The 26,227-nt window shown below is 36.9% G+C and carries 13 protein-coding genes and 1 tRNA gene; 6 read left to right on the top strand and 8 right to left on the bottom strand.

What is annotated here, in order from left to right:
• Positions 1-38 precede the first annotated feature (38 nt).
• A complete protein-coding gene (locus tag MYP_RS25265) occupies positions 39-3,371 on the bottom strand; it encodes an esterase-like activity of phytase family protein (protein WP_052430283.1) in 3,333 nt (1,110 codons plus the stop codon).
• A 228-nt stretch (positions 3,372-3,599) separates the two neighbouring features.
• On the opposite strand from MYP_RS25265, the gene MYP_RS16500 reads away from it, so the two are divergent.
• Positions 3,600-4,823 carry an IS256 family transposase gene (locus tag MYP_RS16500; protein WP_045465714.1) on the top strand — a complete coding sequence of 408 codons (1,224 nt, stop codon included), beginning with the start codon at positions 3,600-3,602 and terminating at the stop codon, positions 4,821-4,823.
• Between the two features lie 192 nt (positions 4,824-5,015).
• Here the strand turns inward: MYP_RS16500 and MYP_RS16495 are convergent, their stop codons facing one another.
• The gene (locus tag MYP_RS16495; protein WP_045465711.1) at positions 5,016-5,747 is read right to left on the bottom strand and encodes a hypothetical protein; all 732 of its coding nucleotides are present in this window, start codon (positions 5,745-5,747) and stop codon (positions 5,016-5,018) included.
• Complete coding sequence (locus tag MYP_RS16490) at positions 5,747-9,718, bottom strand: fibronectin type III domain-containing protein (protein WP_045465708.1); 3,972 nt, start codon at positions 9,716-9,718, stop codon at positions 5,747-5,749. The genes MYP_RS16495 and MYP_RS16490 overlap by 1 nt, the downstream gene beginning before the upstream one ends.
• A gap of 269 nt (positions 9,719-9,987) precedes the next feature.
• On the opposite strand from MYP_RS16490, the gene MYP_RS26950 reads away from it, so the two are divergent.
• Positions 9,988-10,188, top strand: a complete 201-nt coding sequence (locus MYP_RS26950) for an integrase core domain-containing protein (protein ID WP_081990567.1) — start codon at positions 9,988-9,990, stop codon at positions 10,186-10,188.
• A gap of 323 nt (positions 10,189-10,511) precedes the next feature.
• Here MYP_RS26950 and MYP_RS16485 read toward each other — a convergent pair whose 3' ends face one another.
• The 3 genes from MYP_RS16485 to MYP_RS16475 form a co-directional block, all read right to left on the bottom strand.
• The gene (locus MYP_RS16485; RefSeq protein ID WP_045465705.1) at positions 10,512-11,471 is read right to left on the bottom strand and encodes a PorP/SprF family type IX secretion system membrane protein; all 960 of its coding nucleotides are present in this window, start codon (positions 11,469-11,471) and stop codon (positions 10,512-10,514) included.
• Positions 11,472-11,692: 221 nt separating this feature from the next.
• Entirely contained in the window at positions 11,693-17,905 is a 6,213-nt protein-coding gene (locus tag MYP_RS16480) for a T9SS C-terminal target domain-containing protein (protein WP_045465702.1), read from the bottom strand.
• Between the two features lie 1,147 nt (positions 17,906-19,052).
• Positions 19,053-19,126, bottom strand: a tRNA-Met gene (locus MYP_RS16475).
• A gap of 115 nt (positions 19,127-19,241) precedes the next feature.
• Here MYP_RS16475 and MYP_RS16470 point away from each other — a divergent pair.
• On the top strand, positions 19,242-19,637 hold the full coding sequence (locus MYP_RS16470) for an START-like domain-containing protein (protein ID WP_045465699.1): 396 nt from the start codon (positions 19,242-19,244) through the stop codon (positions 19,635-19,637).
• 127 nt (positions 19,638-19,764) lie between these two features.
• Here MYP_RS16470 and MYP_RS16465 read toward each other — a convergent pair whose 3' ends face one another.
• A complete protein-coding gene (locus MYP_RS16465) occupies positions 19,765-21,207 on the bottom strand; it encodes a hypothetical protein (protein ID WP_045465696.1) in 1,443 nt (480 codons plus the stop codon).
• A gap of 146 nt (positions 21,208-21,353) precedes the next feature.
• On the opposite strand from MYP_RS16465, the gene MYP_RS16460 reads away from it, so the two are divergent.
• The gene (locus MYP_RS16460) at positions 21,354-21,938 is read left to right on the top strand and encodes a hypothetical protein (RefSeq protein ID WP_156140684.1); all 585 of its coding nucleotides are present in this window, start codon (positions 21,354-21,356) and stop codon (positions 21,936-21,938) included.
• Positions 21,939-22,056: 118 nt separating this feature from the next.
• Here MYP_RS16460 and MYP_RS16455 read toward each other — a convergent pair whose 3' ends face one another.
• Positions 22,057-22,344, bottom strand: a complete 288-nt coding sequence (locus MYP_RS16455) for an HU family DNA-binding protein (protein ID WP_045466192.1) — start codon at positions 22,342-22,344, stop codon at positions 22,057-22,059.
• A gap of 496 nt (positions 22,345-22,840) precedes the next feature.
• On the opposite strand from MYP_RS16455, the gene MYP_RS16450 reads away from it, so the two are divergent.
• Together MYP_RS16450 and MYP_RS16445 are read left to right on the top strand one after the other, a co-directional pair.
• On the top strand, positions 22,841-25,243 hold the full coding sequence (locus MYP_RS16450) for an efflux RND transporter permease subunit (protein WP_045465691.1): 2,403 nt from the start codon (positions 22,841-22,843) through the stop codon (positions 25,241-25,243).
• A gap of 71 nt (positions 25,244-25,314) precedes the next feature.
• Positions 25,315-26,226: a cation diffusion facilitator family transporter gene (locus MYP_RS16445; protein ID WP_045465689.1), complete on the top strand. Its 912-nt coding sequence runs from the start codon at positions 25,315-25,317 to the stop codon at positions 26,224-26,226.
• Position 26,227: the final 1 nt, after the last annotated feature.

Below are 26,227 nucleotides of genomic sequence, written 5' to 3'. Positions count from 1 at the left end.
TGGAGATCCTCGAGGGATCTCCATTCAACTAGTTTGTATTAGTGAGCCACAACTACTTTTACGCTTTTTGAACCACTTTCAGAAGACAACTTAACAACATAAATTCCATTTTGTAACGCTGATGTAGAAAGTGCTATTTCATTCATTCCTGCAGCTAATTCCTTCTCTATAACAGCAGTGGCTAGACTACCTTTTGAATTGAAGACAGAGATGGTTACATGCTCTGCTTTTTCCATTGTTAATGCAATAGTAGCAAGATCACCAGCTGGATTAGGGAATATCTGAATTCCAGTAACAGAGTGATAACCAGAAGGGATACTTGTTACATCTCCTGGAGATGTAGAGAGACCTGTTAAGGCAACTTCAACTCTTGATTCATCAAAGTCATTGTTCTCAATTGTCATGATTGCATTGTGAAGACCGTCAACAAGAGGAGCAAATGTAACTGCAAGAGTCTGAGATTCACCTGCAGCAATGCTAATTGGGAAGATCAATGATTCCTCAAGCGCATAATCAGTTCCGGAAAAATTGATTGCTTTAATTTTCAAAGCACCAGGGCCTGTGTTAGATATTATAACATCCTGATTAATTGTTTTTCCGGTAGCAACCGTACCAAAGTTATTATTGGCCGTTATAGAAATTTCAGGGTTTGCATTGTAAGAATCAGGATTAAACAATGCCAGCAATTGTCCACCTTCTACTACTTCACCTGGTATTGCATAATGAGCCTGATCAGCGGTTAGGAACATACCTGGACCAAGTATTTCCTGCATATCCAGAATACCTGTAGCTTCTTCGTCTTGTGTAAGAAAATTAGCACCTCCGTTAAGGAAACGAGTACGATCATGTTCTGCAACTGTCGTTAATACATCTGTGTCTATATCATACTGCAAAACTCTTCCGATATGGGCATTACCTCCAACATCCTCAACAAGCAGAATATGTCCATAATGGTCTATAGCCAGGTTATCCAACATCTTCTGACCTTCTGTTCCATCAAGCACAGCTTCAATGGTTCCACCAGCTTCAGGATTGTTGATATCAGAAAAACGAAGTCTCCAAAGACGGCTTGGGCTTGTGAAAGCATTTGTTGTTACGAAATAAAAATCATTAAGACTAGACGGGTCCCATGCTCCATCTTCCGGACGTAAGAAGTTGGTCACTCCAAGGTTATTGCTATTCGTATTGATCTCTGACCCGGTCGAATTTTTAATATCTCCAAGATCAACTAAGGTAAATTCTGTGCCTGCAACAGGTATATTTGTATTGGCTTCATTCAGCATACCTGTTACCGAAATGCCATACAGTTTTCCATTAGTCAATCCAGCCTTCTCAACATCAGATCCTGAATCAGTTTTACTTCCGATATAAACGTATACCTGTCCAGGAGAAGAATCATCCATACCTACAACTACAGTCTTATCACTTTCAAGAGGTCTTGCGGTTAAGTTTTCCCAGGAAGCTTTACCTAAAGCAGGAAGTTCATAAGATGTTCCTGCAGCAGAGCCAGAAGCAATGTGAGCAAACACTCGACCTTCATTACCGCTTTCTTCTCCATTCAGAAATATACGTGCTTGTGTTCCCATACCTGTTTTTATATTATAAAAAGCAGAAATCGCAGGAAGATCTGCGGAGCAGAACCGAGCGAATGCTGCAGACGATGAAGGGCTTGAACTGCTATAAGTCGTATAGCCTGTTCCATTCCACAGGTTCACATTCTGGATCAGATCACTACCACTTATTACAGACAAGTCTGCTTTTTGAATAATCCACTTAGAAACAAAAGCTCCTTTTGACCCGTGGGCTCTTGTAACACCTGCTGTATTACCAAACTCATGATTCATTAACAGTGTAAATGTCCCATCATTATTATCAAAAGCTCCTAATCCATCAGGAATACCACACATTTTATAACCATTAATTACATCATTTGTGGTAAGAATGGAAGTTAATTTAACACCAGGAGTAACAGGGACCAGATAAGGTGTCGTTGAAGTACTGATACCTGTTGTACCTTCAGCCAAAGCAGAGGCAAATGGTACATAGTTAGATATTTTATCAGAGCCTTTCAAACCAAAAACAAACATATGACTAAGATTTCCAGTTGCTGTAGCAAGACCATCTGCATTTGGAGAAGTTTGACCATAGTCATTATCATTGCAAAGAACAACAGTACTATCATTAACAATAGCTAAACCTTCCGCCTTATCCAAAGATGCAGGCCATCCGTTAGCTACTAAATCAAGGAACATAGTTCTTCCAACAGGTACTATTCCATTAGCTGTTAAGCCATCACCATCAGCTAATTCTTCTAAAGATTTTCCATTGTATAACTCAGAAGTCACAGGAGTTGCTTCGCTAATATCAATCTTATAAACTTTTTTGCTATCAGTAGTTCCTCTTATACCAACCTCAATGATTAAGAATTCATTGTTGTTAATAGCAGCCATATCACCTATCTTCCAATCTTTTAATCTCACCTGATTTAATCCTGAACCAATAACACCTTCGTTTACATATGCAAACATTCTGGTAGCATTCGTTGCCGGATCAATTTCCAAAATCCTATGGATTCTGGATGCATCACCTGCTGCAGGCGTCGGATATAAAATCGGACTTTGTATAATTGCATATATCTTTCCGTTTGGTGTAATAGAGATACCTTCGAATCCGCGGTTATTCTTACGATACTTAAATACAGTATCGATGGCTACATCTTCAGGTTGAGCACCAGGAAGGTTTGCATAAGGGGTAAATCTCTTCACTACAACACCATTTCTGTTTAGTTTCCAGATAGAAGGTCCTCCTTCTTCACAAATCCAGAAGTTACCTTCATTATCTACCACTAAACCTTCAGAATCGATACCCCAGATATCTTTCGCAACTGTTTTAGCTGCAAAGTTTGTACAGCTAAGAACAGTATCCGTACTGTTCAATTCAGATTCTGTACTTCCAAACCCCGCAGGATTGAGCAGACCTGTCGCTGTAGTTCCATTAGGTCGCTTTATTGATATTGACTGTAAGATTTGAATAGAATCACCATTCACTCTTATTCTATGAATTTTTGGAGCATAGGATGGGAAAGCATACATCTTATCATAAGTAGGACGGCATTCTGCTGAATTGGCATTAGCGCAATCAATATTTACCCCTCTGTCTGAAACAGTCCAGAATTCTTTTCCATTAGTATTTGCGATCGGATATAAACCTGAGAATCCAGCTTCGCGAAAATCAATACCCTGAAAGGTCCCGATAGCTGCAGATTTGTTATTTACATAATCATGCAGCAATGTAACCTGTGCTTTGCTTAAAGATGGTGTAAGCAAACCCGCAGCAATACTTAAAAATGCAGTACTTAATCTTAGTTTCATCGTTTTGGTTAAGTTTTGATGCGGTAAAACTACTTGCCTTAGGTTAACTTATCGTCTGAGGTTTATTAAGAGTTGATTAAGAAAGAGAGAGAGATTGTTAAGAAAGGATAAAGATACACAAAACGAAAATGCTAATCTTTCTGCGCTGCAGCTCTAAAAAGCGATCTTAATTTCGAGGCTGTAAAATGAACTGTGTCACAACCAAAAAGGTTAAAAAAGACACAGATTATGACAAACCAAGAAAAACAATCTCCGGAGTATCAAGCGATCAAGGCTAAGTTTTTAGAACAGTTCAAGCAAGGGAAATCTCCCTATGGAAAAGATGGAGCATTTGCTCCTCTTATAAAAGAGTTTCTTGAAGATGCCTTAAAATCAGAATTAGAAGGTCATCTTGAAGAAAGCAATGTCAAGGGCAACCGTAAAAACGGTTATAGCAGCAAAACAGTTAAAACAACCGATGGTCATGTAACCCTGGAAACCCCGCGTGACCGGAACAGTAGTTTTGAACCAGAAATTATCCGCAAACGAGAAACTATTTTATCAGACCAACTTGAATCAAAAATTATTGGTCTTTATGGTTTAGGAATGAGCGTAAGAGATATATCGAGTCATATTAAAGAAATGTATGGCACAGAGATATCTGCAGCGACATTAAGCGCCATTACGGACCGAGTTATCCCCAGGTTCAAAGAATGGCAATCCCGTCCACTGGAGGAAGTATATTGCATCGTCTGGTTGGATGCAATGTTTTATAAAGTCAAAGATGAAGGTAAAATAAGCACCCGTTGTGTTTATAATGTATTGGGAGTAAATGCCGAAGGGCGCAAGGAACTATTGGGGATGTATATTTCTGAAAGTGAGGGAGCCAACTTTTGGCTTTCCGTGCTGACTGATCTTAATAACCGAGGTGTTAAAGATATCCTTATTGCCTGCATAGATAATCTGAAAGGATTCTCTGAAGCCATCTCAACTATTTATCCTAAGACAGAAGTACAAAGCTGTATAATTCACCAGATTCGCAATAGTCTCAAGTATATAGCAAGTAAGGACCAGAAGGAGTTTATGAAAGATCTCAAGAAGGTATACCAGGCAGTAAATAAGGATCAGGCAGCAGACCATTTACAATTGCTGGAAGAGAAATGGGTTAAGAAGTATCCTTTGGTTATAGCCTCCTGGAAGAATAACTGGGAAAAGCTCACAACCTATTTTAAATACACAGAAGCTATCCGAAAATTAATTTACACCACTAATACCATAGAAGGCTTTCATAGACAAATAAGAAAAGCGACAAAGACCAAGGGCGCCTTTACATCCGACATAGCTCTGTTAAAGCTTATTTTTCTAGCTATGGAAAATGCTTCCAGGAAATGGAGTAGCATACGCGGATGGAGTCAGACTGTAGCACAGCTTGCTATTCATTTTGAGGGCAGATTGAAACTAGCCATCCTTTAAAAAAGAAGTTGATATATGGATAAATCTGAAAAAGATTTACCCACATACCAACTTCTAATTAATAATAATAGTAACTTTAATTATATCTTATAAATGTAAACTGACACAGTTTAATTTACACTCCCCATTAGTATCAATCAAAATTTAATTTATAAATTCTTTCTAGAGCCCTGTAATGTAAATAGTTTTGTATTATTCAACATCTTTTCTATTTATCCAAGCTTCTATGATTTTCTTTCCAAAAAATTTAATCTTTAGCCATTCATCAGATTCTTCTTCAACAGATACAATATCCCCTTTGATTATATAACTATTAGTTCTTTCCTTCATAGATGAATATAAATAAGCTTTATCACTTTTAACTTTCATTAATTTTTTATTGATAAAAATCAAAAGGTTATCATTCTTGTTTCTATTGACGGTTTCTATTATAAATTTTATTACTTCATCTGGAACATTATTTACTCTGGCATATTCTCCATAAAAATATACCAATTGATCATCCTGACATGAAAAATCAGGAGCTATATTGTAAAGGTATTCTTTGTTTTCATTTTTTTTCAACTTAAAATAATCATCAATATATGTGGACTGGGTAAAATAGAAGTTTCTGTTATTGTATTTATTCTTATTTATTGAATCAAGATTTATTCTCGTGAGTTCATTAGGTTTATTAGATATGTTCTGAAAATAACATCTTGACACACTATAAAAAGATTCTTCTAATTTAATCCTCAGAATTAGATTATTATTAAAAATAAGAAATTCAGAACTCAGGTCTGCGAAAGGTTCTTTAATTTGATTCTCCCCCTGCCATGTTCCTTTAATACATTTTAAAGCACTCTCATAGTTCTCCACATATTGGGATGATACATTATGAATTATTATTAATAATAACAAACAAAATACTTTTATAATCTTCATTAGGGAAAAATTTGATTTGCTTTATCTGTAAATTTTTTTCTTGTGGCTATACCATTAATATCATTCCAAGCCGTAGTCGTATTACCCGTGTTAACTAAACTACTTACTTGCCTAATTTTTTCATCGGAAATGGAGGCACCAGTCCAATCATTGACATTATTTAATTCCCAATAATACAAACTTGCCTTAATAGCAACATCTACGTTTGATTCTAATTCCTCTAAATTTCCTCCATCAGAAGATGAAATATGGAAACTTTTCTTATTTAAAGCATTTTCAGGATCAGCGTTCCATGTATCAGAAATCAGTTTATAATTATATCTTCCAGTCAAGTGAACAAAGCCTTTTCCTTTAAATTTCATTCCATCTTCTGAATTTACACCTCTATTTCCTAATCTGCAAGCATAAGTTACATTAAATAATTTAGCATCCGAACCATGATAATCATTTTTAACCCTTATAATTCCACTGTTATAATTTGAATTAACATTATTTATTTTTCCATCCTTCATCTCTGGAACAGTTGGACTTGCATAGGCAGCTATAATATTTTCCTTCGTCGAATAAGGAAATACAGGTGAAATATTAGCAGCCTTTCCATTTCCATTTGTTAATCCATCTTGTAAATAAGTAACTCCCGTGCATGTCCCATCTGAATTATATCCTTGAAATAAATGAGCATATTTCTTCAGCCCAAAAACTTCAACAACTCTTTTGGGAGTATAACTTACAGACTCATCCAGCTTCTGCAATCCTCCTGTTTCTGCACCAATTTGACCAATAAAATGACACATTTCAATTTTAGTATCTAAATTAAATTTATTACTATACTTGTTTATAGCCACCACTACTTCTTCTAATCTTTCATCATCAGTTTTCTCATCCTTAAAAATTTCTTTTAACTGTTCTTTAGTAATTGGATATTTAGGGTAAGATGCCTCAGGAACTATTTTCGGGTTGAATAACCAATCTTTTAAATATTGTTTCTCTTTAGAAAAATTTTCTGGAGAAGCTTCAGAAGACAGCTCAAGAATAAATCTATCTGTTTTATTTAAAATAATCTCGAAACCATAAGATTTTTCATAGTAACTAACTGGATTTACTAAAAGATATGTTTCCTGATTTTTCTCGCTTGAAAAATATCCTTTAAGATAATTAAATGTTGTTGTCCCTAGTTTAACATTTCTTTCAACCATACTAATATCTTTAAGTGGTAACATATTTGTGCTTCCTAACTTATTAATACTAGTATTTCTAATATCCATCAAAACGGCTACTAGATTATTATCTTCACATAAATATTTTCTTAACCTCTCCCTTTTTCCAGATATATCTGAACTCTTGTCCTCAATCAAAATTTTTATAACTGTTGAGCCATTTTCATCTCTAAAAGCAATGCCATACTCATTTTCTATTTTACCCAATGCATTTAAGTATTCGATAGTTATATTTTGAAATGATGATACACTTACATTAACATCAAGTTTAGATTCTACTTTCACTATAATTTTATCAAATGAAGTTCCATTTATTTCCAATGAGGTACCTGCTTTTGAAGACACAGATGTCCCCGCATTATTTGGGATTTTAAAAGGTTGATGAGCTATTCTAGCTGCTCTAATTGCTTCTAATATTTTTATAACATCGTCACAATCATCCATTATCCCCAAACAAGGCAAGGAAAACTTCTGATCATTATCCCTCTTAAACACCCCCCACGTCACTCCTGGATCGTGTGCAACATCCCACTGAAGCTTATTCAGAGCCAGTGCATTTACATTGGTATTATAGCTCATAAGGTTGTCTGAGTTTCTTGCGGCATCTCCCAGATACATTGGATCAAAGATGTGATATAACTTATAGTTACCATGGCCTAACTCGTGTGCAAGGGTGCGGCCCAGGGTTTTAGGATTCTGGCTTGCGGCAGAATAAAGAAAACCAAACTGCTTGGAGAAATTCATCTTACCTTGCAATGCCTCATCCCCCTGCTCGGCTTTGCTCATGCCAATCACAAACATGTAGGCTGTTGTCGCTTCTAATTTATCTTCACCTTTGAAATTGATGTAGGCATCTATTACTCTTGCTTCTACTCCTGTATAGTCATTGTTTAATAAACCTGATCCTCCCGTATTAAAGTCACAGTTACCTTTATCACACCAGTCTCTGTTGCTATCAAAGCTATTATCCACCTCTACTGTGTAATTGATACCTATTGGGTTATAAGCTTTATTCAGCTGCGCCTGAATAGCATTGATATCTTTATTGAAGTTATTACCCATAGCCAGGGTTACTAGCTTCACCTTCTTCTCCACTATATGATAGGAAGCCAATAACAATGCTCCGGCTATTTCTTTCTTTGATCCATTGTCATAAATAGCCAATATCTCCTGACCGTCTTTGGCTGGACCTCCGGCTAATTGTAGTGTGGAGTTTGACAAGGTCTTAAATACAAAGCCTTCTCTGTTTACAAACACCAGCTTGCTCTTATCTCCTCCTGAAAAGTCAAAATCCACTTTATCAACTGCTCCGGGTGTAATCGCTTTGGCTGAATAATATTTACCATCAATATTCAGGTAGTGAGGTGCCATAGCTACAGACTTACCATATCCATCCTGCCAGGCATCAAACGAATAGGTGGCATTGCTATTTGCCTTGAAGATTACTTTTGCTTTTGAAGAGGTAGGGGCATCCTGAAGACCTTTGAGACTTTCATCGTAATGTCCTACTTCTGTTTTGGTCCCATTACTGCTTACTGAAATTACATTACCATTACTATCCTTTACTAGCGTAGGGAATCGTTCTACAGGATAGCTCTTTCCTCCTACCTTAATGGAGTTCCCTTCTACTTCCAGGTCATTGAAATTCTCAGCTTCTGTACTGATACCGCCAAGACCTCCTGTTTTAACGAAACCTACATCATCTCCACCCTGGAAATAGTTTAAGGCATCTTCTCCTGCTTTCTGGGCATCATCAATAAGTTTAGCTGCATCCTTTGAAGCCTTTTGAGCATCATTCAATGCTGTACCGAAATCATCGACCAACCCTCGTATCTTTGCTGTAGTTTCATTATCAAAGAGCTGAGCTCCTATTCCTGCCTTCAGATTTCCGGCTGTCACACAAACTTTATCATTGACATACAGGGAATCAAAATCAATATTAAACCGCACATTATCAGTTTTTCCTATTAATGGGGTTGCTGCCACTCCTGTACCTTTCCAGAGGTAGGCTCCTCTCGTGTCCGGGGAAAGGGTAATAATCTTCATCTTGTAATCTGAGACACCAATGGTATCACCAACTTTTAAACCCTCTAATGGCCTCTTAGAGGTACGATCACAACTGCCTCCTTGAGAACAGTCAGCTTCCTTCACCTCTTTTGTTGTTCCGCTAAACGGCTCATTGGCAATGGCATCTTCTGTTCCACAATAGGCTTTTACTTCTATGTCATAACGAACTCCGGAAGAAAGCTTATCGATTGTTTTCTTTACTTCGCCCTGAGCCGTATAATCCGCCTGAAGCTCTGAAGTAACTACCAGATCTATTGGATAGGATTGGCTCCAGACCTGACCGTTTTCCTTGTACCTGATCTTATAAGAAGTCTGAGTCTTAGAACCTGGCTTAACCGGCTGTGGGTAGGGCCAGCTGAGCTGGATCTCTGTCTCTGTAATCTGTTTTATTTTCAGATTGCTTATGGAATCACAATCTTTATTACCCTTCTCTGATTTTGACAAATCAAACTCTCCCAGTTCTGAGTCTATGCTGAACTTACCGCTACATTTACATCGGATCTTATATTGATAGATCGCACCAGGAGTAAGGCCGGTAAGCTTTGCATTGGCGGCAGTGGTGGTAAATATTTTCTCCTGGCCACCTCCGTCTTTAGGTGAATATACAACAACATATTCTTCTGCTCCGGAAATACTTTTCCAGTCTATTCGGGCTGTCGTTTCATTTTTAGGTTCTGCGCTGTGCACAGCAGGTGGAAAACAGTCGGCAGTAGGTGGATCAAGAGGAATCTCCGATTTTCCTCCTTCCAGTCTGAAGCCGCCTTGTGGGGTTGTTACTGTCTTGCCTCCTTTACAGATAAACTCAATGGTATAATTATAGAACTCATTATTTTTATTCCATTAACTAAGGCTTCAGGTGTTAATAAGGTTTGTGTATGCTTGCCGGTTGGTGAATCTTTATGCCAATAAGTCAATTTAAATGACTCATGAAGGTCTAGCTTGGGCCAGGCAGATCCATTGAAAGTGCAATAGCTGAAAGGGTTAATGGTATTCTTAAAGATGAACTATTAGAGGAATATTTCTCTGATTTTAAAACAGCTCAAAATTTTATATCGAAAGCGATATCGATATATAATAATATAAGATTACATTATAATATTGAGATGTTAACACCAGAACAGGCTCATACTATGAAGGGAGAATTTAAGCGAAGATGAAATACATATGATCGTAAAGAGAAAGGAGGTATTATGTCCACCAAATAGGTTTTTAAAGGCATTAAGGAATCCAAAGTCACAAAAAAGCCTGACTGAAAATACAGACAGGCTATTAATATGACTTCGTCACCCGGAATCATATCCCTAGCGAGTTGCTCCTCAGCAGAGCTCGTTTCCGCTTCTGATTCCAAACTATAAACGTAAACTTATCCTAGGATTATTTTATATTTGTAATCTCTATTCAGTATTTAAACTAAAAACTGTAAACCTATTTAAGGACGAGGCACATGGATCGCAATTTAGACAAATATCCATCCCACTTCCTACCAGAAGTGAGATGGACAAATAATTCTGTTCTTTGGTTTTAGTCTATATCCGACAACAATTTCATGAGAACCGGCACTGTAAAGTCTTATATCACTTGTGGTATAATCATATCCATAACTTATATCCCATGTATTGTTTATGATAACACCAGCAAGAAAAGCGATTGCATCCGTATTACGGTAGGATACACCAGCCCATAAGAAGTCTTTATATCGAAGTTTTGCATTGATATCATAAGAGATAGGTGCCGGAGCAACTGCTTTTACACAGAAAGATGGAATAAGAGCAAAGTCATACCCAATTGGGAATCTATAACCTGCAGTAATAAAATAATGCTGAGACAGCTTACCCGAAGAAATAGCACCCTCCCTTGCATTATAAAGTTTTTGAGGCATAACCTGAACCATTGATCCGCCGACAAAAAATTTATCAGAATATATCCAGAATCCGGTATTTATATCTGCTAGGGAAGTATTCGTTGAACTTACCAGCAGAGCATCGTCTGGGTTAGCAGTATGCAGCATATTGGCATTTAAAGAGTATTGCTGAAGCCCACCCATTATACCTAAAGATGCATATAGATTTTTAGCAAACTGTAAATGGTAAGAATAAGCTAGATCTATGGTAGTGTTTTTTGTTGGGCCTATAACATCATTAGATATTATAGCTCCGACACCATGGAAACCATTTTTCTTATTCTTTGACCTGTTATTGGTTACCCTGGATTTTCCAAGAGCCGTGTGTGCGCTCAGGTACATTGTACGAGGAGCACCTTCAAAGTTGACCCATTGTTTCCTGAAACCTAATCTGATATCTGTATAATCTTCAGTACCGGATACAGCAGGATTCAGCATAAACGGATTAACCATATACAACGTGTATTGCGGTTTCTGTTGCCCCAAAGCAAATACCGAACAAACCAATACCAGTAAGGCCGATAAGTAATATTTTTTCATAGTTGCTATTTAACTCTTACTTAAATCTTTTGTTAGTCCTCAACCCTATTAGAAACAGGACACTTGATCCTTTAAAGAATATCAATCTAAATCCTTCTCCTTTGAGAGAAGGATTTAGATTGATATTCTTTATCATTTTGGGTTCATAACTTTTATACTTTCAACTTTATACTTTAAGCTTTATGCTTTATGCTTTATGCTTTCCGCTTTAAGCCTTCAACTTATTTTAAAATCTGAACATATCCCGAATACGGATCTTTAAAGATCACACTATGTAAATCTATCACATAGAAGTATGTTCCATCAGGAAGTAATTCCCCATTTCGGAAGTTTGTTCCATCCCATTGTTTAAGGTTTCCTGTTGACTTCCATACGAGTGTTCCCCAACGGTTATACACTTCAAATGTTACATTTGGGAATCCGTTAATATTTTCAATTTCCCAGGTATCGTTATTACCGTCTTTGTTCGGAGTGAAAGCATTCGGAATTCTTACAGGTCTCTCCACAAATATACTTACTTCATCAAAAGAACGGCAAGTATTTGTTGCATCTGCAACAGTTAGAATATACGTTATATTATCTGCAGCTGTAAGTGTAGGATTAGCAATATTAATTGCGCTAAGTCCTGTTGGAGGCGTCCAGGTATAAAGCGCTCCCCCGCTTCCATTAAGCGTTACCACGGTTCCTTCAAGTGTATAAATATCATTTCCTGCATTCGCGACTGGAGTAGGAATAACATTTACCATTACAGTATCCGAGAACCTTGGACAAACACCATTATCCTCTTTAAAGTAGTACAAACCTGACTGATTTACTGTTAATGTTGGAGTAGTGATATTTATTGGGAAACCATCTTTGTACCACATTAATGTTGTTCCGGCACCTACAATAGCTGTATAGGTTGTATCCTCACCTGAACAGAATGTTGCATCAGACTCGGCAATATTTGGTTGAGGAATAGGAAGTACTTGCATTGTAATGGTGTTAGATGTCGCAGGATTTGTTCCCGGCTCCACACATCCAAGAACTGAAGTCATGATAACACTGATTTGATCACCATCATTAAATACTCCACTATAGGATAGCAATCCGCCTCCCACAGGTTGACCATTTTTAAACCATTGATAAGTTGGATTAGCACCACCACCACTTGCTGTTTCAGGTATTACTGTATAGCTTGTTCCTGCACAGATTTTACCAGGGTCAGCTAAAACAATCTTTGGAGTAATGTTACTTAAAATTTTAACAGTTACTGCATTTGAAATGGCTGGATCAGTTCCTGGTTTAATACATTTTTCAGATGATTTGACTCTCAGATAAACCATTTCTCCATTCGCTAATGAAGTAGTCGAGAAAGATGGACTATTAGTACCTTGCACTGAACCACCTACTGACCACTCATAAGTCGGATTCAGACCAAGGTTAGTACTATCAATCAAATCAAACTTAACCAATTCTCCCTGACAAGATTCCAGTGGGTCACTGATTTTTACATATGGGGTAAGGTTTGGATTTACAGTGACAATCACTTCATTGCTATTCACTGGACCGCAACCTATAGCATCGTTAACGACTCTTCTGTATCTGGTTGTGATATTCAAAGCACCAGGATCATAAACAGGATTATCTGAATTATTAATAGTAGTCCAGCTAATTCCATTAGTTGAATACTGCCAGGAATACTTGTATGCAGCATCATCTTTTCCTCCTGTTACAGCTACAGTTTCAGTAAAGGCAACAGGGTCACCATTCTCACATATGGTTTGATTAGATCCAATCTGACCAGCTTTTAAGATATCCCTTATTGTAATCTTAACTGCAGCTGTTTGAGCTGTATTACATAGCGCAGGTCCATTCGGGTCATATACTGATTTTCTAACATATAATGTTCCTGCTGTCAGAGTTCCCGGATATTGGTAAGTCAACCCATTTGATTGAGAAGGAGCAGATGCCCATGAACCAGCAAGACCAGTATTTGAAATTTCCCATGTATATACAGCTGAAGCAGAAACATTCGATGGAGGATTAGCTGGATCAGTAGATATTAAAGCAGGTGTCGATCCACTGCAAATATCCTGATCAGAATCTATTTCTCCTGCAAGTATTCCTGGAAGAATAGTTATTTTAACTGAGTTTGTCAGTACAGCCTGACATCCAGGAGAATTATCCAGACGTGCAAAGTAAATGGTTGAAGCCTGGGGATCTGGTGTAAAGCTGCTACCTGTTGCTGCTCCGGATACATTTACAAATGATCCGGCCGTACCTGTTGGAGAATATTGCCATTGATAGGTGTAAGTCGTACCATCTCCACCAGTTGGAGCCGTTTTCTCAATTAATTCATCAATTGTGTTGCCGCTACACAATGTCTGATCATCACCAATAGTTCCCGGCTTAACCGATGGATTTACAGTATAAGTAACCACATTACTTTCTGCTGTAGGCGTAGGGCATTTATCCGAAGTTACAATTCGTTTAACAGAATAAGTTATTGCGGTAGCTCCTGTATTTGTAATCGGAGGCACAGGACTATTTGCTGCTCCTGCAACAGGTGTAGAAAAACCAGTGCCATTTAAGTTAACTGACCAGCTATACTTATAATCTCCAGCCCCATTTGCACCGGTTGGAGAAGTCAGATTAGTAATATCAGCAGGATCTTCTCCGCTACATACTGTACCTCCTCCGGCTATGGTTCCACCTTTTAGTTCAGGAAGCACGATTATAGTTACTGGATCTGAAGTTACTGACACTGTTCCGCAGCTACCAGTTACTATAAGTCTGTACTGCATCGTATCAGTCAGGACTCCTGTGAATGAATATCCCGGAGTATTAGAAATTGGTCCGGTCCATGTACTGCCTGCAACATCTGTTTTGGACTCCCATCTATATGAGTAAGAATCTCCGGACTTTAATCCACCTTTAGGAGGATTAGAGATATTTAGATCAACCGGAGTTGTATTATAACAAATAGTCTGATTAGCTGAAATGTCTGGCTTTTTAAGATCAGGCACCATTGCTATTTTTATCGTATCAGAATAAGCTGTACAAATGGCAGTACCAGCCGTAGTTGTGACTTTTCTTGTATAATAAATTGAGTCATTTAGTACCGGAGGTACAAAAAGTGCATTTGTTGCACCTGACACATCTGTAAATGGACCGGTTGGCGTTGTTGATGACTGCCACTGATATGCGTATGTAGCTGAGCCTCCGGTAGCAGGTGTCTGAGTTAATGCAGCAGGTGCAGTGCCTTTACAAATGACCTGATCTGCACTAATAGTACCAGGATTTAATTCTGGCATAACAGTAATAGTTACCGGGTTGCTGTTTACAGCAGGACAAACCCCGGAACTATCTCTTCTTATATAAGTATATACCAGATTTGCAGCAGAAGTATTATTAAATACTGTATCAGCTGGAGAAGCAAATGTATAATTTTGTCCGTTTCCTGTCGCCCCTGCAATCTTCTTACCGTTTACAAACCACTGATATTTACCGGCACCAGGTACTCCTCCAGCAGCTACCGGAGTTACAAATGCAACTGGTTTTGTACCGCTACAGATGATTTGACTTGTAGTTGGAGTTACTGGTGTATTTGGAACGTTTACAGTAAGCTTTAATGAATCCTGTAGAAAACAAGAACTAATGCTTGTAACTCCATCGCTATCCTCTACTTTGAAGAAATAGGTACCTTCATCTGCAGCTGTAACATTGTTCAATGTTAATGTAACCGGAGATGTTGTCACAACAGTAGGAGCCGTTATAACTTTAATTAGAGATCCCTCTTTCTTGTACCAGGAATATCTGTGCTTATTTTGAACGGGTTTGGCAGCATCTAGAATATATTCCCCAGTGATAACCAGGTTGCTACCAGCACACATTGTAGTATCGTTATCAAAGGTCTTGTTGACAACAACAGTTTTAGGTTGAGAGCATGGGCAGTTTTCAGTAAGTTTTACCTGTAGCCTGTCGCAATATCTTTGTTCAGAATGGAATTTGATGTTGGCAAATAATCCCCATTCAGGAGAGTTTGCAGGGTTACCATAATTGTCAACATTAATCATATTCAGAAACTCCTCGTTAGGAACATCGTCTAATACTGGCCAGTTAGGGTTGCATTTGAAATAAATACCAGTTCCAGTAGTTGTTGCACTAAATCCCAACCAATAATCTGTTCCTGTTTTAGAACCTGGAAGAGTTATTCCCACAGGCAGCTTAAGTTGACCTATTCCAGGCTGATCAACTCCAGGACGGGTTACTGCAGTTCCGCAAGCAATTACATTTGTTTTATCAGCAATTGGTTTTCCGTTAACTAATTTCGTTCCATAAACACAGACTTGCCATGTATAATTCTTGGCAGATCCTTGGTATTCTGAATTCTGATAAATTGTTACTGTGTCAATTGTAACAGATTCAGAAAAAACTCTGATCATGGTGTTAGAACTTGTAGGATTCATTGTGCTTTGATTTCCAGATGTACAGGTAGAAGGTTTAATTTCCCCAGTATTCCCACTTGCATACCCCTTTTGCTCTACATAGGCAAAATAATCTGTACCGACTTTTTCAGTAATTGCAGATTTAGGAACACCAACGCTATCCTGGCGATAACTCGTTCCCAATTTAGTACCACCTGTTGCTGCTGTATACCAATCATATAAACCATTACCGGTTTTAGTTTTTAGATACACAGTGCTTCCACAGAATGTCAAACCATTTGGCACACTAAAATCTAATGGATATTTAGATATCGTGATTTCATCAATAGCAGGCTCGTAAGGAGTACAAGGTGCATCAGATCCTACATATTCAACTTTTACCCGATATGTACCATCCAAAGTAGCATTATAAGTTACAGCAGATCCGTTTCCTGTAGCAACCTGCGTTCCGTTTCGGTACCAGGTAATTTTATAACTCGATGCAAGTGAAGCACTAATGACGAACCCGGAATTTAAAGTAGTTCCTGACCATTTGGAAAGACATACGGAAAAATCTCTTGGAGTGATAGTGGCTTTGGGTTTAGGCGCCGGGAAGTCGCATGGAGGAAGTGTAAATTGTGTTGCATAACTTTGACAGTTAGTATTATTTAAACCTAACTGTCCAAACATGTTATTTCCCCATGTATATATCTTGTTATCACTGGTTGTATAAAACCCCCAGGTATCTCCATCTGAAATACTTACTACATTGTTGTCAACCGTAGTGGCATTTCTCCTTATAAACACTGGAAACGCAGACTGGCCGGTAGAAGTAGCTCCATTTCCCAGATGTCCACCAGAATTTGCTGTACAGGCTCCATTATTCCCCCATGCTACAGGTTTTCCATCAATAGTAACAGCCATGCCATATCCCTGACCTCCGGAAATAGCTTTTGCTTTAAGAAAAGTCTCACCAAGTCCTGCTCCTGCCGTTGTACCCCATTCTCCCGCGACAACTCTTCTTGGATCAGAGAAGTTACCCACTGTAGCCCCTTGTCCAGTCATAGAGCCCCATCCATCATTTCCCCATGCCCATACGTAGCCAGTAGCATCAAGAGCAAGACACATAACGTCAGCTGCAGAAATTGAAACGATTCCGTCTAAAGGGGTACCATCTCTTTTCAGAACAGGACGAGCATAGTTATCGTTTGCACCTTCGGTTCCATTATTAGCTGTTCCTAAAGCATTCCTTCCCAACATTCCGGAACCTCCATATGTACCTGTGCCAGCACCCCAAGAATACACTGTACCCAAACCATCTCCATCAGGATCAACAAGAGCATAAGCAGTTTCATCACCTGCTTCTATCTGTATTACATTGGTTAAAGGATTACCATTTGGTGTTCTGACATAAACCGGTGTCGCACTATTTGTAAAATTTCCATTAGCCAATTGGCCTTTGTCATTTCTACCCCAGCCAAGTGCAGTACCATTATTTAAGATCACGTAACTATTGTCATTTCCCCCCGAAACATATTTCACATCAACCAGATAATTTGCCAATAGAGGATTAGAAGATGCAGGTGCTTGCCCTCTGAGTACACGGGCTGGAGCTGTAGTCCCGGCAGCAGTGCTTCCCGTTCCTGTTATTCCCATAGCTCCTCCATTGTTCCCCCATGACCAGGCACCACCATAACAATCCACTGCAATAAAGTGAGCACCTGATCCGGCATCAACTGCCTTTACAGTTATACCTGAGTTAATGGATGTAAAATAAGGATCATTGGTTGGGAATATTACCTTTTTAGGAAAGGATTCTATTGTATTGGTTGATCCTACACCTAAGATTCCTAAAATTGGAGCATTGTTGGATCCACCAGCATTATTCCCCCAGGTAAACACAAAGCCATTAGCACAAATAATGGTTGACACTGTATTTCCTCCAGAAACCAATAAGTCCTGAGCCTTTAGTCCTGAAGAAAATAAAATTGACAAAACAATAAAAAACCTTACAAATTTGACCATACTGTTAAAACTATATATTGTTTTCAATACACATTTCTTAATTTCTTCATTTAGTAAAATCATACAATTGAATTGTACAATTTTTTTACTTCAATTATTTATTTCTTTATAGTAATTATCCTACTACTAATTATTTCATTGACTTTCAAGTCAATTAGGGATTGAGGATTTTACAAGCAGCAAAGAACAACTCTCAATAGGGTTACCTTAATTTTACTCTAAGGAAATGCTGTTGATTAACATACATCCATTTCCTTACATTATATCTAAATTAAGTCCTCTTTAATCTTTTGTAGATACCCATAAGCACGCGAAAAGTAACCAGTAGAGTAAAAAAATTTACTACAAAATTCCCAACCATTTTTCATCTCCTAATTAAACAATTGAAAAACAACCGACTTACTGAGAGTAAAATCCTACAATTATTTTCAGATTGTTACCAACAGGTTTTATCCGATTTTGTTAAGACTCTGTTAAGTATTTATAATATTTATATATATCATTGATTAACAAATAATGAGCGAGGGAATACCTTATTCGATTATATGGGGGCTTTATCCATCTAAAATAAGCGAAGCTCTTCTTTTGAAAAGTATGAATCTATAATGAAGTATGACTCAGTATTGATATTATAAATGATTCTAGTTAGTAAGGTGAGTAGTTATAAAGAAACTTTAAGAAGATAATCATTTCATTTTGCATCAAAAAGTTAAGGCTTCTCTTACAAAAGAAGCCTTTGTGTTTTGTTCAACTAAACCTTTAAAAAAATGGAGACTTGTACAATAACTGGTTGAAAGACAAAACAAAGGTCTGATAACAAGAACCCAATATCAATACCGTAAAAGGGTATATTTTATCATATATTTTATCATATATTTTATCATATATTTTATCATATATTTTTTCAAAATTAGGCTTCCGGAAGGTAGAATTATTGTCCGTTATAAAGATGTCCTGCTGCAATTAAATTCCGCTCATCTTAACTCAATAAGTAATGGTTGGTGCTGATTGACTCCTTATATAAATGTTAAGTGATGAGATAATTTTGATTGGGAACATTAAATTTCCTTTTATAGGATAAAAAAATAAGCAAGAGCAAGAGACTCTTTATTAAAAGTTCTCTTGCTCTCTACTCTTGCAGTTTATGTAGCGAGGGGGGGAGTTGAACCCCCGACCTTTGGGTTATGAATCCAACGCTCTAACCACCTGAGCTACCTCGCCGTTTCAAAATCGGAGTGCAAATGTAACAAACTCCTTTGTCAAAAAGCAAGTTTTTACCAAATCTTTTTTATCTTGCTCCAAATTATGGGCAATAACCCTTGAGAATCTTTTTATTATGGAAAACAAATTCAAATACACGGCGGAGTTTGAAATCAATGCCTCCTCAAAAATGATCTTCCCTTATCTGAGCACTGCCCTAGGCTTAAAAACCTGGTTTGCTGATAAAGTGATTTCTGAAGATGAAAAACGCTATGACTTTATCTGGGATGGCAGGTTACAGAAAGCGAAAAAAGTAGCCCAGAAAAACAACCAATATGTAAAATTTGAATTTGCTCCTGAAGAAACAGAAACACAGAAAAATAATTCCTATCTGGAATTCTCTCTTCAGGAAAATGAAATAACACAGACCTCTTTTCTTAAAGTCGTTGATTATTCAGACACTGATAGCAATGACCTTCAAAATATGTGGAAAGGCCTTATTGAAAACCTCAGAGAAAAGGTAGGAGCATAATATTAGAAACAGTGAACAGTGAACAGTAACAGTGGACAGAAGCAGTAAACAGAACAATTAAAATCTTCGTTTTACTGCTTCTAAATTTATAGGAAGTGTCAACTTTTTACTTTAAGCTTTAAACTTTTTACTTGATGCGGGAAAGTAATAACTTATACTCCTGTTGATCCGGAGCATCTTTAAAAATCTTATCTACTTCTACCCTTAAAGCATCTGTAAAACCAAGGCTTATTGCTTTTTTCAAACTCGAATGAGCCAGCTTCCAATTACCTTTTGCAGCATATACTTTAGCTTGAAGATAGGCATGTTCAGAGTTTTCAGGTTCAACGAGTTCGTAAATTTGTAAAAACTTCAATGCTTTTGGGTAATCAGTCTGCTGAATAGCAGAGTTGGAAAAGCTGAAAGCCGCAAGTCCCAAAAATCCTTTTATTCTCTTGTACATAATTCTCTCTTCTTTTGGAAGCGAGTTATTCTGTACCATAGTAATAATCTTAGAATAGTTGGCTTTCCACCATTGCATACCTTCTTTTTCAAAGGCCAACCAGAACTTTCTTGTCAACTCCATCTCTTTCTCTTCTATTATGGTGATCTCAGCCAATGTGGCTTTAACAGATTCTGATTGAAACAAAGAATTTCCCTCTGATTTAAAAGCTTCAACCGACTTAAGGTCTTTCAGGAAACTTATCCATTTCTTACAAGCCAATAAAGCCTCGTAATGCTCATTCTTTTTCTTCTTCCGGTTAATTTCAGAAATTCCCGCATCTGCTAATGAATCAATGAGTAATTGATTTTTCGGAATTACATTTTTCCTCATCGCATTCATTTTTAGCCATAAAAAAGCATATAGCATATCTCCAGCTTCCGGCCAGTGATGGCCACCTTTTACCTCACTCATATAATGAGTCATTCCGGAATTATTCATAGACATATCCAATTGTCTCATTTCGCCCAGATTAAAATCCTCTTCCCCTACTATTCCATAATAATCAAATGGATAACCTATATTATTGGATTTTCCAGGGAACCCACCTCCACATCCGATGACTCCTTTGATTTCATCTCCTGAAATAGCCATTCCACTGGCTACTCTTGCTCCACCCGAAAACCCTGAAGTGTAAATTCTATTTTTGTCGATAGACAATTTAAACTTACAATCTTCCATCATTGTCATAATCTGAGGTTGAATCTTATCCCAGCTTATTCCATTTTTGGAATTGTAAGAACCTGCAAGAATTGTCTCGAATTGGTCTGCAAGCTGATGATATTTTTCGACAGGTAAATTTCCATTTCCCTGAGGATCGAAAAAGTATACAATGGGATATACTTTTGATTCTGAATAGTTTTTGGGAATGTAAAGACTATAACTAAGCAGGGAATCCTTTGATGTTTTAACTGTTTGAATTTTTCCTGGTATTAAACGAGATAGCTCAAGCTTATTTTCGCCAGTGGTGTCATTATTTGCTCTGTCCAGCAATATATCCTTATCCTCAATATTTGGTTTCTTCTTTTCACACCCAAATATGAATAACAGAGCCAATACAAAAATCCAATGAAAGTTTTTTGAGACCATGGTAATATGAAGACAAGTTTGAATTAATGAAACACAAACATAAATAGAAAAAATTCAGTTGCCTTATAGATAGGGAGTTTTTCATAATGCATATGAAATCAACTTTCATGATTTATGAAAAAATAATAGCTCTTAGTATTGAATCTATGGAAAATCTTTTTTCTTCTGAAGACCCGAAACATTTTTATGTATGGATTAATCCCAAAGATGTTTATGCTTATTACAATGCATTAATGATGGGATCTTTTGTTTCTGTAAGTAATCGGGAAGATAATCTGATGTTTTTACCCAATCAGAATTTCTCCGGCTATATAAGTCCTTTTCAGAGTAATCTTTTAAGAGGTTATCAGACAGAACATAATCTGGAGCTCGTGCGAAAAAGAAAATTTAATGAATACCCATCACGCCTGGTTGCGACTTTTTTATTTGAAAATGAAGACGATGCAATGCTTTATAAAGACTCTCATGATTTCCATGTTAGCCAAAGAGAATTGAAAAAAGGGGTTACTGTTGGTGCGTATACTTATTCAAGACATGATCTTTCCTGGATAGATTTTCTTAAATCACCACTTTTGGTAGACAACCATGTCAAAAATGAAATGCACTATGCGTACTGGGAAGGTAAATCTGTTGAAAACTTTAAACTTGAACTGATGGAAAAACCTCTTTCTGCTGTAGCTCAGTCTATTTACGAAATCTTATTTCTGGGCAGGATAGATTTTTTAAAATAGACAGTTAGAAGCTTGCCTGAAATGTTCTTACTTAAAACTCCTTTACGATTTTAACTAAAAAAAAATCAGAGCAAATTTAAAATTCACTCTGATTTTGAAATTATTTTTTAAATCTGAATTAAGCTTTTTTGCTTGATTTAATAAGATCTATAAACTCAGCTGAAGGCTTAAATTTTGGAGCATAATGCTCATCAATTATAACTGCGGTGTTTTTAGATATATTTCTACCGATTTTCTTAGCCTTTTTCTTGATGATAAAATTACCAAATCCTCTAAAAGAGATCTCGTTACCTTTTGCCATTGAATCTTTGATAACAGTGAATAAAGTCTCTACAACCTGAGTTACCTCTGCTTTATCCTGTCCTGTTTTGTCAGCAATTCCTGAAATAATTTCTGCTTTAGTCATATTAATATTGAATTTTTCTGCTTGAACTATTACGTAAAACAATAAAATATAGTGCAAATAAGGAAACAGAAGTAAGTTTTTTGCCATATTTACTGAATATGGTACTAAAAACTCTGACTATTTCAATCACACTTTTTTGTCAGTTTATTATAAAACGGCATAATATATAAACTGTTACATATCAATTCAATAAATATTAAAATAAATGTTCAAACAAATATTTTCAACAGTTTTAAAAAATAAAATTACTCTTTCAACACTGATAATCAACAATATTACTTTCTTTCAGGTATTATTTTTATTTTCTCCTTATTTTTTTCATTTAATGGATTTAATTTTGGCGCGCGAATGTTAATCGATGGATTAAATTTTGGTATTTGTGCAAAACTCCATATTCAGCCTCATTAAATTCTGAATTGATTTAAAAACTTTAGACTGAATCTTTTTCAGTCATATTTCATTTTATTAACCAAGCTTAAATAGCTTTGTAAACTTTATGTGGTCTAAACTTTCATCTATTATTATTAAAAGTAGGGTTTGGCTTCTCCTTATTACAGTGTTATTCACTGCGTTTATGGGATACCAGGCAAAAAAGATTGAAATCACCTACGATTTTATTAAAGTAGTTCCAGACGACGATCCGGATCTTATTTACTTTAAGGAATTTCAAAAGACATTCGGAGAAGATGGAAACATTCTGGCTATCGGATTAAAAAACGATAAGCTTTATGAATATGAAACTTTTGCCAAATACCAGCAACTGGCCAAAGATCTTTCAAAAGTAGAAGGAGTTACAGGAGTCATTGCTTTGCCTGAGCTGATGAATTTTCAAAAGGATACTGTAAATAAAAAATTTGCCATTTCTCCTGTTTTCACTAAAACTGTAAATAGCCAGGCTGAACTTGACTCTTTGCTGAAAACTGCAGAAGGTGTTAAAGTTTATGAAAATCTGCTCTTCAATAAGAAAACCGGTGCAACCCTTCTTGCTGTAACTATTGATAAAGACTTTCTTAATTCGGCCAAAAGAACTGTTGTCGCAAATAATATTCTCAACCTGACTGAGAAATTTTCTGAGGAGTCCAGTATAAAAATGCATTATGCCGGCCTTCCCTATGTAAGGGCAATTATGGTTAGTAAGGTTAAAGATGAATTAAACCTGTTCCTGGGCCTTGCTGTACTGGTAACGTGTATATTCCTCTTTATTTTCTTCCGCTCATTCTTCGCGGTATTCTTTACATTCCTGGTAATCTTGATTACTGTCCTCTGGACTCTTGGGTTTATTGTCGTCCTGGGATATAAAATTACTCTGCTCACGGGTATGTTGCCAGCTCTGATTATTATTATCAGTATTCCCAATTGTATTTATATGTTTAATAAATACCATCAGGAATTCCGTAAACATGGCAATAAAATTAAAGCAATCAGCAGGATCATTGAAAAAGTCGGCTTTCTGACTTTTATGACCAATATCAATACTGCTGTTGGTTTCTTCGTGCTACTTTTCACAGATATATCCATTATCAGAGAATTTGGTATGGTTGCAGGGATTGTCAGTGTCGCTACATTTATAATCACCTTGATCGTAATACCTTCTTTACTGCTTTTCCTTCCGGAACCAAGCAAAAAGCAACTTAAACATCTTGATTTCAAATTATTCAGACAGATCAACCAGTTCCTTGAAGGATTGGTAATGAACAAAAGGAAATGGGTCTACATCGGAACTGTCGCAGTGCTTGCTGTTTCTGTCTGGGGGATAAATAAAATAAATGCTGTTTCATACATGGTTGACGACCTTCCCGAAGACAGTCATGTAAAATCTGACCTCGGATTTTTTGAGCAAAACTTTAAAGGTGTAATGCCTTTGGAAATTGTAGTAGACCTGGGCAAGAAAAATGGGATTAAGAGTATCTCAAATCTGCAAAAACTGGAAGAGTTGGAAACTTTCCTCAAAGAACAGGAATATGTATCTCCTCCCCTTTCTGTTCTAAATGTAGTAAAAGGTGCAGTTCAGGCATTCTATAATGGAGACCCCGAACAATACAGATTACCGACAAACAGGGAAGCTCCATTTATCACAAAATATCTCGGTAAAAAATCTGAGGAAAATACATTAAAGTCATTTGTAGATTCTACCGGACAATTTGTACGTTTTACCTGTAAAGTGGCAGATATCGGTACAACCAATATGAATATTCTGATTAAAGATAAAATTCAGAAGAAAGCTGATGAAATATTTGCCGATAAACACTTTGAAACTCATATCACAGGTACTACTCTTCTTTTCCTAAAAGGAAATGAATACCTTATCAATGACCTGAAAGATAGTTTGATTATGGCTTTTATTCTGATCTCTCTGATGATGGCCTTTATCTTCACCGATATCAGAATGATCATAATTTCATTGATCCCTAATATTGTTCCTATGATCATTACTGCGGGCATTATGGGTATCTTCGATATAACTCTGAAACCTAGTACGGCTTTGATATTCAGTATTGCTTTCGGTATATCCATTGACAGTACCATTCACTATCTGAGCAAGTTTAAACAAGAATTAAAAAATTTAAAAGGGAATGTTTATGCTGCTGTAATTAAAAGTCTTGAAGAAACAGGTGTAAGTATGATCTATACTTCCATGGTGCTTTTCGGCGGATTTGTAATTTTCTCATTCTCTCAGTTTGGAGGAACAATTGCCCTTGGTGTGCTTACTTCTTTAACCTTGTTCTTTGCAATGCTCACCAATCTAATTTTGCTTCCAGCATTACTTATCACCTTTGTAAGTCCGAATCAGAAGAAAGAAATGAAAGGCTTCAAGATCATAAAAAACCTAAGAGCTAAGCGTCTTCAGAAAAAGGCAGATAAGGCTGAAAACGATGAAGAAACAAAACAAGCGGTTTAAAAAATAAGAATACAGGAGCCGGAATTTTTTCCGGCTCTTTTTAATTATACAGAGAACCATCTTTTTTCTCCATGCACAAACATTCACATAGCCACCATCATCACGGTCATGATCACCACCACCACGATTCCGAAGGTGGTCTGAAGATGGCTTTTTTCATCAATCTGCTGTTTACAGTTATTGAGCTGGCAGGCGGTATTTATACTAACAGTATTGCAATTATATCCGATGCAGTGCATGACTTCGGAGATTCATTTTCGCTGGGCTTATCATGGTACTTTGAAAAACTTTCAAAGAAAAAAAGGACACCTTCATATTCTTTTGGATACAAGAGATTTTCAATATTAGCAGCCTTAATAAATGCGACTATTCTGCTGGTGGGTTCTGCTTTTATAATCTATAAAGCCACCGAACGTCTATTTAATCCGGAAGAAGTAAATGCGGAAGGCATGCTAATCCTGGCAATTCTTGGTGTAGTTTTCAACGGTATAGCCTTTTTAAGACTCAGCAAAGGAGACAGCATGAATGAGCGTGTAATCAGGCTCCACTTCATCGAAGACATTCTCGGATGGGTTGCTGTCTTGATTGGTAGTATTGTTTTACAGTTCTGGACTATTCCTGTTCTTGACCCGATTTTATCTATTGGAATTTCAGGATATATTTTATTCAATGCTTTCAGAAATCTTAAAGGAACCCTTAAAATATTGCTTCAGGCAGTTCCTGATGACAAAAAGATGGATGAGATTAATGAAATCCTGCTAAGTTTTAAAGAAATTAACAATGTTCATGACCTTCATGTATGGGGGCTAAATGAAACTTACACCATATTGACCGTCCATCTTATTGTAGCTCCTGAAAAAACGATTTCAGAACTGGCCCACATAAAAGAATCTATAAAACTGAGGTTATCAAACTATGGAATTGAACATGCTACCATAGAATTTGAAACAGCTGATGAAAAATGTAATCTCGAGAACTGCTGAG

The organism is Sporocytophaga myxococcoides (assembly GCF_000775915.1).
In the GTDB taxonomy this organism is placed as follows: Bacteria; Bacteroidota; Bacteroidia; order Cytophagales; family Cytophagaceae; genus Sporocytophaga; species Sporocytophaga myxococcoides_A.
Note: the sequence above shows the minus strand (reverse complement) of the source record. Positions and strands in the feature narration are given on the sequence as shown.

What these genes read in the sequence shown, in the direction of transcription:
- MYP_RS25265 (WP_052430283.1), bottom strand. Translation starts at nt 3,371, where the DNA reads ATGAAACTAAGATTAAGTACTGCATTTTTAAGTATTGCTGCGGGTTTG.
- MYP_RS16500 (WP_045465714.1), top strand. Translation starts at nt 3,600, where the DNA reads ATGACAAACCAAGAAAAACAATCTCCGGAGTATCAAGCGATCAAGGCT.
- MYP_RS16495 (WP_045465711.1), bottom strand. Translation starts at nt 5,747, where the DNA reads ATGAAGATTATAAAAGTATTTTGTTTGTTATTATTAATAATAATTCAT.
- MYP_RS16485 (WP_045465705.1), bottom strand. Translation starts at nt 11,471, where the DNA reads ATGAAAAAATATTACTTATCGGCCTTACTGGTATTGGTTTGTTCGGTA.
- MYP_RS16480 (WP_045465702.1), bottom strand. Translation starts at nt 17,905, where the DNA reads ATGGTCAAATTTGTAAGGTTTTTTATTGTTTTGTCAATTTTATTTTCT.
- MYP_RS16470 (WP_045465699.1), top strand. Translation starts at nt 19,242, where the DNA reads ATGGAAAACAAATTCAAATACACGGCGGAGTTTGAAATCAATGCCTCC.
- MYP_RS16465 (WP_045465696.1), bottom strand. Translation starts at nt 21,207, where the DNA reads ATGGTCTCAAAAAACTTTCATTGGATTTTTGTATTGGCTCTGTTATTC.
- MYP_RS16460 (WP_156140684.1), top strand. Translation starts at nt 21,354, where the DNA reads ATGGAAAATCTTTTTTCTTCTGAAGACCCGAAACATTTTTATGTATGG.
- MYP_RS16455 (WP_045466192.1), bottom strand. Translation starts at nt 22,344, where the DNA reads ATGACTAAAGCAGAAATTATTTCAGGAATTGCTGACAAAACAGGACAG.
- MYP_RS16450 (WP_045465691.1), top strand. Translation starts at nt 22,841, where the DNA reads ATGTGGTCTAAACTTTCATCTATTATTATTAAAAGTAGGGTTTGGCTT.
- MYP_RS16445 (WP_045465689.1), top strand. Translation starts at nt 25,315, where the DNA reads ATGCACAAACATTCACATAGCCACCATCATCACGGTCATGATCACCAC.